The organism is Tumidithrix helvetica PCC 7403, from assembly GCF_965232925.1.
GTDB classification, from domain to species: Bacteria; Cyanobacteriota; Cyanobacteriia; order Pseudanabaenales; family Pseudanabaenaceae; genus Tumidithrix; species Tumidithrix helvetica.
On sequence record NZ_CBDDRA010000019.1, the window covers coordinates 91,899 to 108,942 of the forward strand.

15 protein-coding genes are annotated in these 17,044 nt (G+C 45.9%); 8 read left to right on the plus strand and 7 right to left on the minus strand.

The genetic code is table 11. The features are described from left to right. Positions 1 to 247: 247 nt before the first annotated feature. The gene (locus ACP2WE_RS17525) at positions 248 to 421 is read right to left on the minus strand and encodes a PCP reductase family protein (protein ID WP_425216839.1); all 174 of its coding nucleotides are present in this window, start codon (positions 419 to 421) and stop codon (positions 248 to 250) included. Between the two features lie 305 nt (positions 422 to 726). Here ACP2WE_RS17525 and ACP2WE_RS17530 point away from each other — a divergent pair, with 305 nt between their 5' ends. Together ACP2WE_RS17530 and ACP2WE_RS17535 are read left to right on the plus strand one after the other, a co-directional pair. Next, positions 727 to 1,761 carry a hypothetical protein gene (locus ACP2WE_RS17530; RefSeq protein WP_425216840.1) on the plus strand — a complete coding sequence of 345 codons (1,035 nt, stop codon included), beginning with the start codon at positions 727 to 729 and terminating at the stop codon, positions 1,759 to 1,761. A gap of 314 nt (positions 1,762 to 2,075) precedes the next feature. Then, a complete protein-coding gene (locus ACP2WE_RS17535) occupies positions 2,076 to 3,347 on the plus strand; it encodes a glycoside hydrolase family 10-like protein (protein ID WP_425216841.1) in 1,272 nt (423 codons plus the stop codon). A gap of 40 nt (positions 3,348 to 3,387) precedes the next feature. On the opposite strand, the gene ACP2WE_RS17540 is transcribed toward ACP2WE_RS17535, so the two are convergent. The 4 genes from ACP2WE_RS17540 to ACP2WE_RS17555 form a co-directional block, all read right to left on the minus strand. Further along, a complete protein-coding gene (locus tag ACP2WE_RS17540) occupies positions 3,388 to 4,713 on the minus strand; it encodes a PhoH family protein (RefSeq protein ID WP_425216842.1) in 1,326 nt (441 codons plus the stop codon). A 171-nt stretch (positions 4,714 to 4,884) separates the two neighbouring features. Then, positions 4,885 to 5,625 carry an LOG family protein gene (locus ACP2WE_RS17545; RefSeq protein WP_425216843.1) on the minus strand — a complete coding sequence of 247 codons (741 nt, stop codon included), beginning with the start codon at positions 5,623 to 5,625 and terminating at the stop codon, positions 4,885 to 4,887. A 109-nt stretch (positions 5,626 to 5,734) separates the two neighbouring features. Beyond that, on the minus strand, positions 5,735 to 6,151 hold the full coding sequence (locus ACP2WE_RS17550; protein WP_425216867.1) for a VOC family protein: 417 nt from the start codon (positions 6,149 to 6,151) through the stop codon (positions 5,735 to 5,737). 323 nt (positions 6,152 to 6,474) lie between these two features. Further along, positions 6,475 to 7,263 carry a sulfite exporter TauE/SafE family protein gene (locus tag ACP2WE_RS17555; protein WP_425216844.1) on the minus strand — a complete coding sequence of 263 codons (789 nt, stop codon included), beginning with the start codon at positions 7,261 to 7,263 and terminating at the stop codon, positions 6,475 to 6,477. Positions 7,264 to 7,323: 60 nt separating this feature from the next. Between ACP2WE_RS17555 and ACP2WE_RS17560 the strand changes: the two genes are divergently transcribed. Then, entirely contained in the window at positions 7,324 to 8,448 is a 1,125-nt protein-coding gene (locus tag ACP2WE_RS17560; protein ID WP_425216845.1) for a THUMP domain-containing class I SAM-dependent RNA methyltransferase, read from the plus strand. A gap of 10 nt (positions 8,449 to 8,458) precedes the next feature. On the opposite strand, the gene ACP2WE_RS17565 is transcribed toward ACP2WE_RS17560, so the two are convergent. Then, positions 8,459 to 9,187 carry a Uma2 family endonuclease gene (locus tag ACP2WE_RS17565; RefSeq protein WP_425216846.1) on the minus strand — a complete coding sequence of 243 codons (729 nt, stop codon included), beginning with the start codon at positions 9,185 to 9,187 and terminating at the stop codon, positions 8,459 to 8,461. A 244-nt stretch (positions 9,188 to 9,431) separates the two neighbouring features. Between ACP2WE_RS17565 and ACP2WE_RS17570 the strand changes: the two genes are divergently transcribed. From ACP2WE_RS17570 to ACP2WE_RS17590, 5 genes are all read left to right on the plus strand, one after another. Further along, positions 9,432 to 10,052 carry a hypothetical protein gene (locus ACP2WE_RS17570; RefSeq protein ID WP_425216847.1) on the plus strand — a complete coding sequence of 207 codons (621 nt, stop codon included), beginning with the start codon at positions 9,432 to 9,434 and terminating at the stop codon, positions 10,050 to 10,052. 43 nt (positions 10,053 to 10,095) lie between these two features. Next, complete coding sequence (locus tag ACP2WE_RS17575; RefSeq protein WP_425216848.1) at positions 10,096 to 11,739, plus strand: NAD(P)/FAD-dependent oxidoreductase; 1,644 nt, start codon at positions 10,096 to 10,098, stop codon at positions 11,737 to 11,739. Beyond that, positions 11,736 to 13,280, plus strand: coding sequence for a mercuric reductase (locus ACP2WE_RS17580; RefSeq protein WP_425216849.1), 1,545 nt, complete (start codon positions 11,736 to 11,738; stop codon positions 13,278 to 13,280). The genes ACP2WE_RS17575 and ACP2WE_RS17580 overlap by 4 nt, the downstream gene beginning before the upstream one ends. 71 nt (positions 13,281 to 13,351) lie before the next feature. Continuing rightward, positions 13,352 to 13,843, plus strand: coding sequence for a hypothetical protein (locus ACP2WE_RS17585; protein ID WP_425216850.1), 492 nt, complete (start codon positions 13,352 to 13,354; stop codon positions 13,841 to 13,843). 44 nt (positions 13,844 to 13,887) lie between these two features. Continuing rightward, positions 13,888 to 14,658 carry a TVP38/TMEM64 family protein gene (locus ACP2WE_RS17590; RefSeq protein WP_425216851.1) on the plus strand — a complete coding sequence of 257 codons (771 nt, stop codon included), beginning with the start codon at positions 13,888 to 13,890 and terminating at the stop codon, positions 14,656 to 14,658. Positions 14,659 to 14,722: 64 nt separating this feature from the next. On the opposite strand, the gene ACP2WE_RS17595 is transcribed toward ACP2WE_RS17590, so the two are convergent. Continuing rightward, entirely contained in the window at positions 14,723 to 16,951 is a 2,229-nt protein-coding gene (locus ACP2WE_RS17595; RefSeq protein ID WP_425216852.1) for a hybrid sensor histidine kinase/response regulator, read from the minus strand. Between the last annotated feature and the right edge of the window lie 93 nt (positions 16,952 to 17,044).

Genomic DNA, 17,044 nt, shown 5'->3' on the forward strand with positions numbered 1-17,044 from the left:
GCAAAAAATAAAAAAGAAGCCGCGAGCTTGCCATGTTTCGCTTCGGCTTCTTTTTTATTAATTCGGTCTTCCTCACACAAATGTAATATAACCCATTGTTTTAAAAAAAGCTAGTCTTTTTGCAAATTAAATGGAGTAATGCCTTAAAAGGCTTGCATAGCAAAGGTGACAGGAATATTTTTTATGTAAAGTTTTGTGCAAAACCTCAAATCTCCCCGCCAAGGTTTAACTAATCGGGATTTAACACTCATTTCGTGTTGAATTTCTTTTTTGCCTGTTCGTAAATTTCAAGGGTGATCTCGGAGGCATTTAGATCTTGACTGTATTTTTCAATTTTTTTGCGAGCGGCGGGACGCACAAAAAATGGGATTTCTTTTAGCTTGGCTTCAGCTTCAGCCGTCCATACGATAGGTTCGCTCATCTCTTCTATCTCATCTCTTTTTATAAAGCACTAGAACGTAACTGCTCTACTATTCTACTATTGCAGATTTTTGTTTGCATGCATAGATTTGGCATTAGTCGTTACCTTAGCAATAGTATCCTGTTTCAGTGATGTGGTTGACAATCTTTACAGCGCTGTAGCTTTTCTAAAAATGATAATCGTACTGTCACTATTTCGCACGATCGCATGGCAACTCCAAAAAAATCGGCAAATGATTCCAAGAACTGTATCATGATTAGATTTACTCAGAATTAATAGACTTTTCGTTGAATAAGGAACGTTATATGAGATCGCGATTATATCTTTTATCCCTTATCTTGTTGGCAGCAGTTCAAATCACTGTCGCCTGTACGAACCAACAAGTTCCAAATACAGATGCAAATCAACAAAAAAATTTAAATGTCAGTACTTCCAGTCAAGAAACTGCGATGGTCGCTGACAAATCCATTCCACAACCTACACTAATTGCAGGAACTTACAATCTCGGCTCCCGATACATGACGATCGCAAATCAAGGAAATCGCACCTGTTATGAAAGTTTTTCTACACCCTCTGGGCGCTATGCATTATCCGTGGGAGAAACTACGGGTTCTTTGACCCCCGAAAAAGATTATTTTGCGATCGATGGCTGGAAAAAGTATGGGAAAACCTTAACCTTACGCCAGAGTGGGAGAAATCTTCTGATTACCGATCAAAACGGTTCTCCAGAGGAATATACTTTCTTTCAACCGAGCGCGAACGACAAATATTCAGAAGCCTTGGTAAAGTGCCTAAACAGTACGGACTCTTTTTTTGAACTACAACCTGGGTATAGCATTTCTAGCACATCCACACCCCAGACAGATACGCGATCGGCAATGACGGGTAACCTATTGGCTCCCGAACAAATAGCCCAACTCAAGCAACTACCAATTCCCATCGTCGCACCAACTTCTCTTCCTACTGGCTTTCGCTTGGTTAAAGCCTCTGGTGAGAAAGCCAAATATGCCAATGGTGATGATGATTCTGGCTACATCATTGCCTATGAGGGCGAAAACAACACCTGCATTAGTGTCACCTCATCTCAATCTGGTTCGCGCGGGCTAGAAAAAATGAGAGAAGAACAGACGGAATTTGGCACCTTGGAAGTTTACATAGAAAAAGCGCGTGACAACAGTGTCAGAAACATTGTCACGTTTTTGGGTCTTAAAGGAAATCTTGTATTAATTTCAGGTGGAACCCTGCCAGACAGCAATGCCGATGGTGGATGGAGGACATGTCGTCCCGTTCCCATGTCAACCTACGTTCAAGTGTTGAAGTCGCTGTCAACTGTGAAGTAAGTTTGTGCGCTCCCTATACTTGGAGGATTAATTCTAATAGAGTGCTGGGATCTATAGCAATGCTGAATTCTTTGTTTTCACGCGTTCGTAGAGTTCCTCCATCGTTCCAAAGCCATAAATATAGAACCGTTTCCAGAATCATGCCTCCCAATTGAGCTGAATAACGATATTTTTATAAACTTTTGTTATACAAATATGCCAACATTTTTACTTTTTGGTACTGTAGACTCAAGCAGCCTTTCATAAACATGAAAAAAAGCTTGTCTTTTGCAATCAATTGCAGCCAAAATAGATGTTAAGGTAATAATTTTTGTATGCTGACACTAAGAATTGCGCAAAACACTTTCTTTAAGGCAACAACCGATCCATCTAGCTCGCTTGCGGTAACTCAGAAAGCATTTATCAATGCAGGTAAGTCGCTACAGATTAAGTCATACCAAAAGAAAGGGAAACACTACTTCGTGCAACTGGCTGAGAGCATCTCTCCAGTTGGAGCCTCAGGCTACTTTTTTCACGAGCACGTTCAGATCGAAGAAATTCGTGGTGTTTGGCTTGCCAATGCAGATAGTGATATCCTTCAATCTAGAGAGAACCTGAGAAAAGGATTTGCCCAACTGAAAGCCTTGGGGTTTAATACGATTTATCCAGTTGTGTGGCAAAGAGGATTCACGCTTTATCCTAGCGACGTTGCAAAAAATACATTTGGGGCTTCTATTTCTCCCGATCCGCACTTTAAAGATAGGGATATGTTAGCCGAGCTGATTGAAGAAGCGAAACCGTATGGCTTTCGGGTAATTGCATGGTTTGAATATGGCTTAATGACCCCCTCTAACGCCATGTTTACGCAAACGAGATCGGAGCTTTTGACTGAGGATCGAAATGGAAACAAATCTCTAAGCGATCGCAACATGTGCTGGCTAAATCCTTGCCAACCCGAGGTACGAGAATTCATCTCAGACCTAGTTGCAGAAGTTGCGCAAAATTATTCAATCGATGGCGTTCAACTAGACGACCATTTTGCTATGCCCGTAGAAATGGGATACGATTCTTTTACTTTAGAACTATTTAAAGAAGAGACAGGTGGTGCAGATCCACTGGAAAATCCCAACTCCTATTTATGGAAAAAATGGCGAATGGATAAAATCACAGATTTACTGAGAAAAATATTTCAATCTATTAAGGCAAAAAATGCCGATTGCATCCTTTCCATTTCTCCCAATCCTCTCGGTTTCTCTCAAAGCAAATGCTTGGCAGATTGGCATATATGGGAACAAGAAGGACTCATGGAAGAAATGGTCTTACAGATATATAGAGACAATCTGCCAGCTTTTATTGACGAGCTAAATAAGCCAGAGGTGAGAAATGCCCGCGATCGCATCCCCACAGTCATTGGCATTCTGACGGGGCTCAAGGATTGCTGTGTCCCTTTTGCCACCATTGAAGAACAGATCTTCGAAACTCGCAATCGAGATTTTGCTGGTTTTTCCTTTTTCTTTTTTGGCAGCCTATTCGCTTTTGGTCCCGAGCCAGTTTCAGAACGTTTTGAAGGATTTAACGATTCGCTTTCCCATGATGTTTTTGTTTAGTCGGGCGAAGTTTAGGCAGGCAAAGTATAGAATCCCAGGCTTAAAGCAAAGCCACAGCACGTTCGGCGAGTTTAGAGCGTTCTCCTTTGACTAGGGTAATGTGCCCTGCGATCGGATCTTGCTTAAAGCGCTCAATTACATAAGTAAGTCCGTTACTAGAAGCATCAACATAGGGGTTGTCAATTTGGTTGATGTCCCCCGTGAGCACGATCTTGGTATCCTCTCCCGCACGGGTCAGGATAGTTTTAACTTCATGGGGGGTGAGATTTTGCGCCTCATCCACGATGAAAAATTGTTTGGGAATCGTGCGCCCGCGAATATAGGTGAGCGGTTCAATTTGCAGCAGTCCGTGTTGAATTAATTCCTCATATCCTTTCCTGCGATGGGCAAACTTGTTGACCGCATCTTGAGCGCCAAAGATTAGATCGAAGTTGTCATAGAGTGGCTGCATCCAAGGAGTCAGCTTTTCATTCACATCTCCTGGTAAATAGCCCAGATCTTTTCCCATCGGTACGACAGGTCGAGAAATTAAGAGCCTTGTGTAGTCGCGATCGTCGGCAACTTTTGTCAGTCCTGCCGCGATCGCCAGTAAGGTTTTCCCAGTCCCCGCTTGTCCCACGAGAGTCACCAAAGAGATAGCGTCACGCAATAGCAACTCAAGGGCAAACTTCTGTTCGCGATTGCGCGCCCGAATATGGGAAACCTCTGAAGAAGCTTGCTTAGATAAAGGCACAATCTGCTTGGTAATACCATCAAAAATTGCCAGTGCCGTGTGAGAAGGATTTGCCGCATCCACTAAGGTAAGCGCTTGGTTGGGGAAAAACTCCTCGTCAAGGGAAATACTTCCTTGTTTGTACAACTCGTCGATCCGATCGCTTGTCAGCAGTACCTCAGCCGTACCTGTATAAAGTTCGTCAACATCCACTTTATCGTTTTCATAGTCTTCGGCAGTTAGACCCAGTGCGTCAGCTTTGATGCGAAGGTTTGTATCCTTACTAACCACAACCACGGGACATTGACACTGATGCTTGAGTTCTAGAGCCACCGCCAAAATCGCATTGTCTCCACTATCTCGCTCTAATTCTGCGGGTAGCTCTTGCAATGTCTTGCGCTGGCAGAGAGCGACGCGGAGCAAACCTCCCTTTTCTAAGGTGACTCCGTCGGTCAGATGTCCCTTTTGCCTCAAAGCATCCAAATTGCGCGATGCCTGACGGGCGTTTCTGCCCGTCATTTCAGGCTGTTTTTTGAAACGGTCTAGTTCCTCGATAACCGTGATTGGCAATACTACATCATTGTCTTCAAACTGCCACATTGCATTTGGGTCGTGCAGCAAGACATTCGTATCCAAGACGAATACTTTTTTCATGATTTATCCCCACTGATGGTTGCCAAAGCAATTCACTAGCAATTCACTTGGGGAGAAACTCACTTCGGTGACTCACTCAGGCTTTTCTCTAGCTCTATTGTCTGTTACTGGATATGGATGCGATCGCTTTAGCAATGAAGTGTAACAAATTATACCAAGCTGCTTTTTGTTTTAAGGGGAATGATTCTTTTGCTGCCATTGCGCTTGAGCTGCACGAAGTATGGCGACAGCATCTTCAAATCGCTCCACACACTGCGGAATAGAGATATCGGCAGGGTCTGCCATTTTGTGCTCTGTCATATGTTTATCAGCCCATTCAACCAAATCTGCCCACATCTGCCCGACAAATATAAGCGGCGTATCATGGAGTTTGCGCGCCTGAACCAGTTGCCAGATCATCAGGGCTTCTAACGTCGTGCCAATGCCACCGGGGACGACGACGAAAGCATCCGAAATCAACACAAAGTGATGTAGCCGTGAAAAGAAAGTTTGATGATTGTAGATTTGTTCCACAAAAGGATTAGTGTCTTGCTCAAACCCAAGATCGACACGAATGCCGATGGAACGGGTTAAATCCTCAGGATCGGCAATCACACTGCCTTCATTGGCGGCTTGCATCAAGCCCGGCCCGCCCCCCGTAACGATATCGCAACCCATGACCGTCAATTCGCTGGCTAAGTGTAACACCCCCTCATAGAGCGGATCTTGACGTTGCATTCTGGCAGAGCCAAAAATACTGACCCGATAGCGATCGCGCTTAGAAGGACGAATTCTCGTCAGGTTATTGACAACTTTCCAAAGCCCCAGCACGGATTCTTGGACAATGTCAAAAGCGATATCCTCTCGAATATTCACGGCATCCTGTGACTCGTTGGGATTATGGGGATGATGAGAGTGCGGTGGTTGGTTCACGCGATCGAAATCAAATTAAGCAAAAGTATTCTTCAGTATGGCAGGTTCTGCGATCGCCAAAGGATTGCTTTTTCGACATTGCTCCATCGACATTGCTTCATCAACTGGGTTAGGAAGCCTTTTCCACAGCAAGCCCCACCTCTTGCCCATAGGAAAGTTCCAACGTGTGCCCGTCAGGGTCTTTTAAAAAAGCCCAATATCCGATCGGATAACCCGAATCCTTTTGCGGTTCGATCAGAACTCCTTCATGTTTTGCTTTTTCGCAAAGCACATCCATGGCTTCGCGGCTAGCGCAGCCGACACCGAGATGGGCAAAGGGCGATAGGACTGGCTGTACAGAATCTGCTTCAATCAGAACGAGCGCAAAGGGACGCGTGCGATCGCTGAGCCATACCACGGTCACACCCGTTGCGGCATCAGTGCGACGGTGAACGACCTGCATCGCCGCATAGGTGGCATAGAACGCAATGCTGCGATCGATATTTGAGACAGGGAGGGCTATGTGAGTCAGACCAAGATCGCTCATCGCATCATTTTCTCGCTCGAAATCAAGTTTCTTCACTTTTATGCAATTTGATTTTTAGGTAAGGGCAATTCATGAATTGCCCTTACGATTCCAAACAGAGACAAGAATCTCTCATGAATTATTTAGAATCGCGATAAAACCTATGTTTAGCAGTATAGCGGCTGATTGGGAGTGAGGCAGAGAGCTTTTAACATAACGCAATTATCTCTTCCCTTTTGTAAGGGGATGCCCTATCAAGCAGGGAAATCGAACCCTTTGCTTCCACAAAGTTGGCTGGCTTTGTTCCAAAATCATTCTTCCAAATTCATGCCAATGCGCGATCGCTAGCCGTGAATAAAAAAGTAAGCGGTCATACTCACTGCCACGATCGCCACAAATCGCCGCACGATCGCAGGTTGAATCTTTCGAGCAAAACGCGCAATTATATAGCCACCCAAGGAACCGCCCACCGCCATCAGTAGGGCTTGAGGCCATACAATGACACCCGCAAAGATAAAGGGAACAATAGCAATCCCATTGATGCAGGTTGCCAGAAAGGCTTTTAAAGCATTCATGGCGTGAATATTTTTAATACCCGAAAGCGTCAAGGTTGCCAGCATTAAAATGCCGATGCCTGCCCCAAAAAAGCCGCCATAGATGGCGATCGCTAGTTGCGCTACCACCAAGCTCAAGAGAGACGGTGGCTCGGAGGATGATTTCTGGCTCAACGCTTGGATTCGGGCTTTGATCGATTCGCCAAAGATAAATACCAGCGTTGCCAGCAGCAATAAATAGGGAATCAGTTGCTTAAACACATCGGGAGAGGTGAATAGCAGGGCGATCGCGCCCAAGATGCCACCGACTAAACTGGTGATGCTCAAAATCAGGATCGATCGTCCTTGCATATCCAAATCTTTGCGGTACGCCCCCGCACTCGCCAAACCAGCCACCCACATCGCCGTGTTATTGGTGGCATTCGCTGCGATCGGCAAAACCCCTGTAAAGATGAGGGTTGGAAAGGTAATGAAGCTCCCACCCCCTGCTACAGCATTGAGACCGCCTCCAAGAAAGGCAGTTCCAAACAGAAAAATACTATTCAACGGCGTCAGCGCTGGTGGATCGATTGCGATCATAAAGTAGGTCAGCGGAAAGGGAACTTAACAAATCACTACAATCAACCGTATCATAGGTTTATGAATCAATATTTTGCAACGGTAGCCCGAGGCTTAGAAACGCTGGCGGCTCAAGAGTTAGAGCAACTCGGCGCTCATTCCGTAGAGCCAGGATTTTGTGGAGCTGCCTTTGAGGGCGATCGCGCCTTGCTCTATCGCGTCAACCTTTTTGCGAGACTGCCGTTCCGAATTTTATGGAAACTGGATGAATTTCCCTGTCGCGATGCCGAGGATCTCTATGAAGGTATCAGGGCGATCGATTGGGCGGAGTATCTCACGCCAGATTTGACGCTGGCAGTCAATGCCACAGGTAAAAGCGATCGCCTCAACCACACCCACTTTACGGCGCTTCAGGTTAAAAATGCGATCGTCGATCAGCAGCAAGATCGGTTTGGGGCGCGATCGGATGTGGAGACCCAAGAACCCGATGTGCGCATTGGCGTGCATATCGATCGCGAGGTTTGCACGGTCAGTCTCGACAGTTCTGGCAATAGTCTGCACCGTAGGGGCTACCGCCCAGCCGTAGGCTCAGCCCCCCTCAAGGAATCTCTGGCAGCCGCATTAATTCAAATTTCAGGTTGGCAACCAGAGCAGATGTTTTACGATCCGCTCTGTGGTTCTGGAACCCTACCCCTAGAGGCCTGTTTAAAAGCGCTAAATATTGCTCCAGGAATGTTCCGCGATCGCTTTGGATTTGAGACTTGGCTTGACTTTGATCTCTCCCTTTTCAAGCAGTTGGCGCAAGAAGCACAGGAAGGCGAACGCGATGCACTACCTGCACCGATCTGGGGCAGCGATCGCAACTCAAACGTGATCGAACAAGCGATCGCAAATGCCAAGACCTGCGGCGTACTAGAACATGTCTATTTCTCTCAAATCGAACTTTCGGAAGTATGCGCGCCCGCTGATAGTGGTGTCTTTTTCTGCAATCCCCCCTATGGCGAACGCTTGGGAAAAGATAGCGATTTGGGTTCATTCTATAAACTGTTGGGGGATGTGCTCAAACAACGATTTAAGGGTTGGACTGCGTTCGTGCTGAGCGGTAATAAGGAACTATCGCGATCGATTGGGCTAAAGTCATCCCAACGAACAGCCGTTTATAATGGAACCTTACCTTGTCAGTTAATGAAGTACGAACTGTATTAGTATCTGAAACTCAGGACAGTTGCTCGGGGTCGATACCTAACTCGCGCAACTTATCCGCCAGTTTTGCAGCTTTTTGTTCGGCTTCAAATTTAGCTTGTTCGGCTTCAAGTTTGGCTTGTTCGGCTTCGTTTTTTGCTTCCGCCAATTCTTCTGTGCTCTGTAATTTTCGATCTGTTACCAAATCGTAAAAGCGCATTTGTCCGTCCTGTTGGCGGCGTAATTCTAAGCCCAATACTTGAGAAAATACGGACAACTCACCTTCTTTGATTTGTGAAGAAATTGGTAAGTAATTACCCTCTACTAAACGCAGCCCTTGCAAGGAAGGCTTTAGATAGTCGGAAGTGGGATCGTATTGAAAATACTCTTTAATTCCCAAATAAGCATACAGTCCTTTTTTTATCCCTTGATCTTCGCTAACTGTGCTTTTTGAGGTGATTTCTAAAACAAAATCTGGGGCTTTGTAATTTTCTTCCCATAGTTTGTAAGACGGACGTTTTTTCTTTTCAACGCCAAATACAACAAATACATCTGGAGCGACGACTGCCTTTGGATTTCCCTGTTCGTAATAAATGAACAAGTTACCCGAAATATAAGCATCAGGGTGTTTTTGAAAATATAAACTCAATGCCTCAACGCCATAGATTAAATAATCTCTTGCTGCATCGCTTTCTGCCATTGGTAAACCATCACTGCTCGGATACTCAAGATCGGGAACCACATATTTAAAGGAGGTTGTCATTCTTAAAGCTCCTAAAAGTAAATACCTGAGAACCTATTATAGCGGACATAATATAAGCAAACGTAGGCGCAAAAGTTTATTGGTAGACTTAAAATACTCCTAGGTTGGGGGAATCATTCATGCGAGGACTAACTGAAATTATTTAAACGAGGCGACCATATTTACATTAATTATGGGGGATACAACCATCATGGAATTTATGATAGATCCAACAAAAATTCTTGATACAGAGGAAGAATAAATCATGACAACAGCGAAAATCCCAAAATCCAAAAAGAAAAACTTCTCCAGCTTTAGTATTGGCGAAGCCTATAAACAGCTAGGAATTATTACATTGATGCCTTGGAAATTTGAAAGTTATCCACTACCAATAAGCGATTTCTTTAAAAAGAGGTTAGAGCGATTACAGAAACGTTTTGACCTACGCAGCTACGAAGAATCTAAGAAATTACTAATCGATGCTTTCTGTGAAGAAGCAATGGAAGATTTTGACCAACTTAAGATTTGGAAAGGCGGCAGGTTGGAAAGTGACCTATTGATTGGGAATGCCGACTATTTGATTGCCCAGAAAAAAGACTATTTGGAAGCTCCATTGGTTTGTATTGTCGAAGCGAAGAAAGATGACTTTGAACAGGGACTGGCACAATGCTTAGTGGAAATGCAGGCTTGCCAATGGCAAAATAAACAAGGTGGGAAACCCATTGATGTATTAGGAATAGTGACTAATGCAAGGGAATGGATGTTTTATAAACTTGACCTGACAGATACAGTTTATGAAAGTAGAGGCTACATTTCAGATGATGCCCCGCAAACACTGGGGGCATTACACTATATTTTCCAAGAATGCGAAAAAAACTTAGGTTAAGAAGAATTTCGGCTGTAGAGAAACCCATATAGATTTATTGACTATGTTACGAATAAGCGAAATCAAGCTTCCGCTCGATCATCCTGAAGTAGATATCGAGAGTGCCATTCTTAAAAAGCTGGAAATCTCTGCCAAAGAGCTGATTGGCTTTTCCGTTTTTAAGCGTAGCTATGATGCCCGCAAAAAAAGTGAGATTATGCTCGTCTATATTTTGGATGTGGAAGTGACTAGGGAAAAGCACCTGCTCGATCGCTTCAAAAAAGATCCCCATGTCATGCCCACACCAGACATGAGCTATCGCTATGTAGCAAAAGCTCCCAGCGATCTTGCAAGTCGTCCAATTATTATCGGCATGGGGCCAGCGGGCATGTTTGCAGGTTTGATGCTTGCACAAATGGGGTTTCGTCCGATTATTTTGGAACGCGGGAAGGCAGTACGCGATCGCACGGCAGACACGTTTAATTTTTGGAAAAAAAGAGCCGAATTTAATCCCGAATCGAACGCTCAATTTGGTGAAGGTGGCGCTGGGACTTTCTCAGATGGCAAGCTCTACAGCCAAGTCAAAGATCCGCAACATTATGGGCGCAAGGTTCTCACCGAATTTGTCAATGCGGGTGCATCCTCCGAAATTCTCTACATCAACAAACCCCACATTGGAACGCTGAAACTTGTGGGAATCGTGCAAAGTTTCCGCGCTCAAATCGAAGCTCTTGGTGGTGAAATTCGCTTTCAAAGTCGCGTGGAGGATATCGATATCGAGAATGGTAAGGTACAGGGAGTCACGCTCGCGAATGGGGAATATATTGCCAGCAATCATATCGTTCTAGCCGTGGGTCATAGTGCGCGTGACACCTTCCAGATGCTGTTCGATCGCGGCGTTTACATTGAGGCAAAACCCTTTTCCATTGGCTTTCGGGTAGAACATCCACAAACTCTGATCGATCGCGCCAGATTTGGCGATTGGGCTGGTCATCGCCGCTTGGGTGCTGCGGACTACAAACTGGTACATCACTGTCAAAATGGTCGCTCTGTCTACAGTTTTTGCATGTGCCCAGGTGGGCTGGTCGTGGCAGCAACATCCGAAGTAGGCAAAGTGGTTACCAATGGCATGAGCCAATATTCTCGTAACGAGCGCAATGCTAATAGTGCGATCGTGGTGGGCATCACGCCTGAAGATTATCCCGGTCATCCTCTGGCGGGAATCGCCTTTCAACGTCGCTTAGAAGAACGTGCCTTTGAACTGGGCGGCGGAACCTACGATGCGCCCGGGCAACTCGTAGGCGATTTTCTTGCCAATCGCCCTTCTAAATCCCTCGGTGCGGTGCATCCTTCCTATACGCCTGGAGTACATTTGACGGATCTGAGTCAGAGCTTGCCAGACTATGCGATCGCGGCGATTCGCGAAGCACTTCCTGCTTTTGAGAAACAGATTAAAGGGTTTGCCATGGAAGATGCCATGCTGACTGGGGTGGAAACGCGCACATCATCTCCAATCAGGATTAAACGCAATGAGAACTATCAGAGTCTGAATACAGAAGGTCTCTATCCTGCTGGCGAAGGTGCGGGTTATGCAGGTGGCATTCTCTCAGCAGGTATTGATGGGATTAAAGTGGCAGAAGCAGTAGCCTTGAATATCGTGAGATCGGTGGGGTATCATGCGTTAATCCCCAAAACAACACCATCATGACTTCAAACAATTCCTTCCCAGATCTACAACCGATCGATGAATCCGATCGCACGCTCCTTTCTCACGTTCATCCGCTTGACTGGGTAAATCCTCCACCTGCCGACTGCTATGACTTGGTGGCGATCGGGGCGGGAACTGCGGGTCTGGTGGTTGCAGCGGGAGCAGCGGGGTTAGGAATTGGCTTAAAGGTGGCGCTGATTGAAAGAAATCTCATGGGTGGCGATTGTCTTAATGTCGGCTGCGTACCATCCAAGTGCGTGATTCGTTCTTCCCGCGCGATCACGGATATTCGCAATGCTGCCCCCTTTGGGATTCATCCTCCAGAGACTATCGATATTGATTTTGCCGCAGTCATGCAACGAATGCGAAGTATTCGCGCAGGTATTAGCCACCATGACTCGGCAGAACGTTTTCGATCGCTGGGTGTGGATGTGTTTTTAGGCTCAGCCCAATTTGTGGATGGGAAAACTGTTGTAGTGAATGGCGATCGCTTGCGGTTTAAGAAGGCTGTCATCGCCACAGGGGCAAGGGCAACGCGTCCTGATATCAAGGGTCTAGCAGAGGCTGGATACCTCACAAATGAGACGGCATTTTCCCTCACCGATCGCCCCAAGCGTTTAGCGGTTATCGGTGGTGGTCCCATTGGCTGCGAACTTGCCCAGGCATTCTATCGGCTGGGTTGCGAAGTCACACTTTTCCATAAGAACGCGCACCTACTCGATCGCGAAGATAGAGATGCTGCGGAGATTATCCAGCAAGGGTTCCTGCGCGAGGGTATGCAGTTGATTTTGAACTGTACGCTAGAAAGTGTAGAAAAGACTGAAACTGGGAAGACTATCCACTACAGCCAAGATGGAACGACTGGCTCCCTAGAGGTCGATGAAATTCTTGTGGGGGCGGGGCGATCGCCAAATGTCGAGGGACTAAATTTAGAAGCAGTGGGCGTGGACTATGACAAGCGGCGCGGTGTGGGCGTGAATGACTATCTCCAAACCACCAACCCTCAAATTTATGCGGCGGGGGATATCTGCATGAACTGGAAGTTTACCCATGCTGCCGATGCGGCAGCAAGAATCGTCATTAAAAACACGCTATTTTCGCCTTTTGGATTGGGACGCAGCAAATTGAGTAACTTGGTTATGCCTTGGGTGACTTACACCGATCCAGAGATTGCCCATGTGGGCTTGTACGAAGCGGAAGCTCAGGCGAAGGGATTAGAAACGGAGACAATTAAGGTTTCATTCTCCTCCGTCGATCGCGCGATCGCCGATGGGGAAACGGAGGGCTTTGTGAAAATCTTGCATCAACGTGGTTCCGATCGGATTTTAGGTGCGACGATTGTGGCGCGTCATGCAGGGGAGATGATTAGTGAAATCACCTTGGCGATCGCGACAAAACAGGGGCTTAGCGCCCTCTCTGGCGTAATTCATCCTTACCCCACCCAAGCGGAAGCGATCAAAAAAGCCGCAGATGCCTACCGCCGCACCCTACTCACGCCGCGATCGCAAGGACTTCTAAAGTTTTTGACGAAGCTCAGTTAGAATCGTAAGGGCAATTCATGAATTGCCCTTACGATTCTAGGCTTGTATTTTATTGAGGATTACCAAAATTTATGATGGCTCGTCGAATTTGTGTAACGTTCAGTGCGATCGCTACCCTAGCTATTGCTCTACCAGCGATCGCTGAAACCATTCCAGCAACACCCAGAACGGTTCAGACCTCGGTCAAGCCCATCGGAATTACCGATCTTGCTGGTGTTTATAAAGGCGCTTTAGACCCAAAAGTTCTGCGATCGCGATCGGTTTCCGAGCAACGCTATCTCGAACAGTCAAAACCCATGCTTGATAGTTTGCGTTTAACCGTCAAACCCGATAGTTCTTTTGAGATGATATCGCCAAAAAACGGATCGAGTTCTAAAACGATAACTATCGTCGGGAAAGTTAAGATCGACAAGGATAAGGTCACGTTATCTGTGGTTAAGGTTGACGGCAATGCGGTCGGCGCTGACGACAAGAGCTACCCTCCAGCAGTATTTCAAATTTTGGAAGGTGGTAAGGTATGGCAACCGACCGTAAATCCAGTTGTCAATTTGATCCGCCTGTAGAAGCTTGTAGCTTCTATTCATAGAATCGTTCCTTAAGAATACCTATGATGTTCCAGCAATTTTTTAAATCTCAGGCTAAATCTTGGCGAAGAAGACTAATTACCTGCATCGTTGCCTGTTTGATTTTAGGAGCGATCGCTTGCGTACTAGCAACTTCTCCAGTTCTTGCCCAAACCCCGAGCAGCAGCACAAGCTTTAATCCTCAAGAATTCCTGCGGGGCACTTTGCAGTGGATTGAAAGTCAAGGCATGATTGGAGGTATCACCTTCATCGCCATCTATATCATTGCAACAGTAGCTTTTTTGCCAGGAACAGTCCTGACCTTGGGGGCAGGCATCGTGTTTGGGGTTCTACTGGGTTCGATCTATGTGTTTATTGGTGCGACCTTGGGCGCGATCGCGGCGTTTTTGGTTGGGCGCTACTTGGCAAGGGGATGGATCGGCAAAAAAATTGAGGGAAATGAGAAGTTTGCCGCGATCGATGCTGCGGTTACCAGTGAGGGTTTCAAAATTGTTTTGTTAACCCGCCTCTCCCCCCTGTTTCCCTTTAACTTTTTGAACTATGCCTTTGGGGTTACGGGTGTGACCCTAAAGGATTATGCTCTGGCATCAATTGGAATGATTCCCGGCACGGTGATGTATGTCTATATTGGTTCGCTCGCAGGCGATCTTGCGAGAATTGGCACAGAAAATCAGCCGACAAATTCCACCATTCAATGGACAATTCGGATTGTGGGATTCCTTGCGACACTGGCAGTGACGGTTTACGTTACGCACATCGCCCGTAAAGCGCTAGCGGAAAAAGTCAGTATGTAGGGGCAATTCATGAATTGCCCCTATGATTCTAGGTAGAGAAAAAATTACTGGTGAATCATGCTTGCTATAAGAGTTGTTGAATGGTAGCTACCAATTGTTTCATTCTTACTGGCTTGGAGAGATATTCATTAGCGCCAGCCTTGAGGCATTTCTCGCGATCTTCTGCCATTGCCAAAGCTGTCAGTGCAATAATTGGAACCTTATCAAAGCGAGAATCGCTACGCAGTCTTTGGATAGCTTCCAGTCCATCCATTGTGGGCATTTGGATATCCATCAGAATCAGATCGGGTATTTGAGCGTGGGCAGCAGCGATCGCTTCCTCACCATTCATGGCAACGATCGTCCGATAGCCGCAGCCAGTGAGATAGCCAGAGAAGGTTAAGACATTCGTTTGATTATCCTCTGCCAGTAAGATTAGGGGTTGTGCCGAAAGATCGCGATCGGATGAGCCTGCACGCTCAATATCTTTTCTTTGTGCTTGAGGCGTTGGAGCTTCAGCGATCGCGCTTGACTGAATAGAAGATCCCGAATCTTGACTACCCGATGAAATCGGATAAGGCAAGGTCACTGTAAATTGACTTCCTTTCCCAACAGTGCTCACGAGGTCAACATGACCACGATGCAATTCCACAATTCGTTTGACCAGCGATAGACCCAAGCCTGTACCTTCTTGTTGGCGATTGAGTTTGCTATCAATTTGAACAAATGACTGGAATAATTTTGGGAAATCCTCGACAGCAATACCTATACCCGTATCCGATACACTGAATAGAATCTTTTGGTCACTGCGATCTGTCTTTACATCCAAAATCACCATGCCGTCCCCTGGCGTGAACTTAACCGCATTGGTTAAAAGGTTAATCAAAACTTGGCGCATCCGTCGTTCGTCTACCTCTATTAGATCGAGGTCGGGCTGAACTTGCATCGTCAGTCGAATGTTTTTTTTGTGAGCGATCTCTTGGACGAAGCTCAGACTATGACTACAAAGTTTTTGGACTGAGGTCAAAGATGGTTCTAACTCTAGTTTGCCAGATTCAATTTTGGAGAGATCGAGAATATCTGTAATTAATTCGAGCAGATGTTTGCCACAACGCTCGATCAGGTCGATCGCCTTTTTTTGCCCGTCATTATAATCACCAAAAGTACGATCCAAAAAGGCTTCAGACATTCCTAAGATGCCATTGAGGGGGGTGCGCAGTTCGTGGCTCATATTGGCGAGAAACTCGTCCTTGAGTCTCGTAGCAGCGGCGAGTTCGGTATTGGAAATCACCAGTTGTTGGTTTGTTTCTCGTAGTTCCGCCGTCCTTTGCTCGACTCTTTGCTCTAGTTCTTGGTTGAGTTGCTGTAGTGAGGCTTCGTACTGTTTGCGATCGCTGATATCGCGCATAAACCATCGTATTTGCGTCTCTTTCGTCGCAGGATCGTAGCTATGATTTGCAGTGACTTCCACGGGAAACGTCTTTCCCTGCCGCGCTTGCAGTGTCATCTCCCAAGTTTTAACCTGAGTCTCAGTCAACAATTGTCTCAATTGGCTGTAAAAGAGTGATATCTCTTGTTGTACAACAAAAACAACCAATGGTTTGTCTACTAAATATTCTGGTCTGCATGCAAGTTGGTCTGAAATCGCTTGATTCCCTTCTAAAATCTTGCCATTCGCATCGGTCACTAAGTAGCCATCGGGAGCAAAGTTAAACAAAAAACGGTAGCGATCTTGTTCGGATAGCAGTTGTATATTTTTTTCCCTGAGTTCTTCCTCAGTGGTTCTCAGTTCCTCTAGAGCGATCTGCAATTCGCAATTACTTTTTTCTAGCTCGTCATTGCGCCGATCGAGTTGCATATTCACAGAGTCGGAAGCCTTGAGAGATTCTTGCTGCAATCGATGGATGACAATGCGATTGATCGCATTACGAGCGCTTTTACAAAGTACCGCTGCATTGACTTCGCTTTTGACTAAATAATCCGTTGCCCCCAACTTCATTGACTGAATCGCAACCCGCTCATTTCCCTGACCCGTCAATACGATCGCGGGTAGAAACAAATCTGGGTCATCTTCCCTCATGGCTTCTAACAGTTCCAAGCCATTGCCATCGGGTAAATTTAGATCGACAAAAACTAAATCGGGAGAATGCAATTTCCAAAGCTCTTTTCCTGCTTCAAGGGTTTCAGCTTCGATAATTTGATAATTGCTGGTCTGGTCAGACTTGAGATAGCGAGAATAAATGGCGCGATCGCTTTCAGAATCATCCACAATCAAAACAGCCATCAAAGGCTTCGGTGGATTCGTCGCGATCATGATTTTATTCCTAAGTTTGTCTAAACTCTATTAGATTTACCTAAAGTAATTGCATGATTTGTTTGATTACCATACGATTCTTTACAGAAAAGC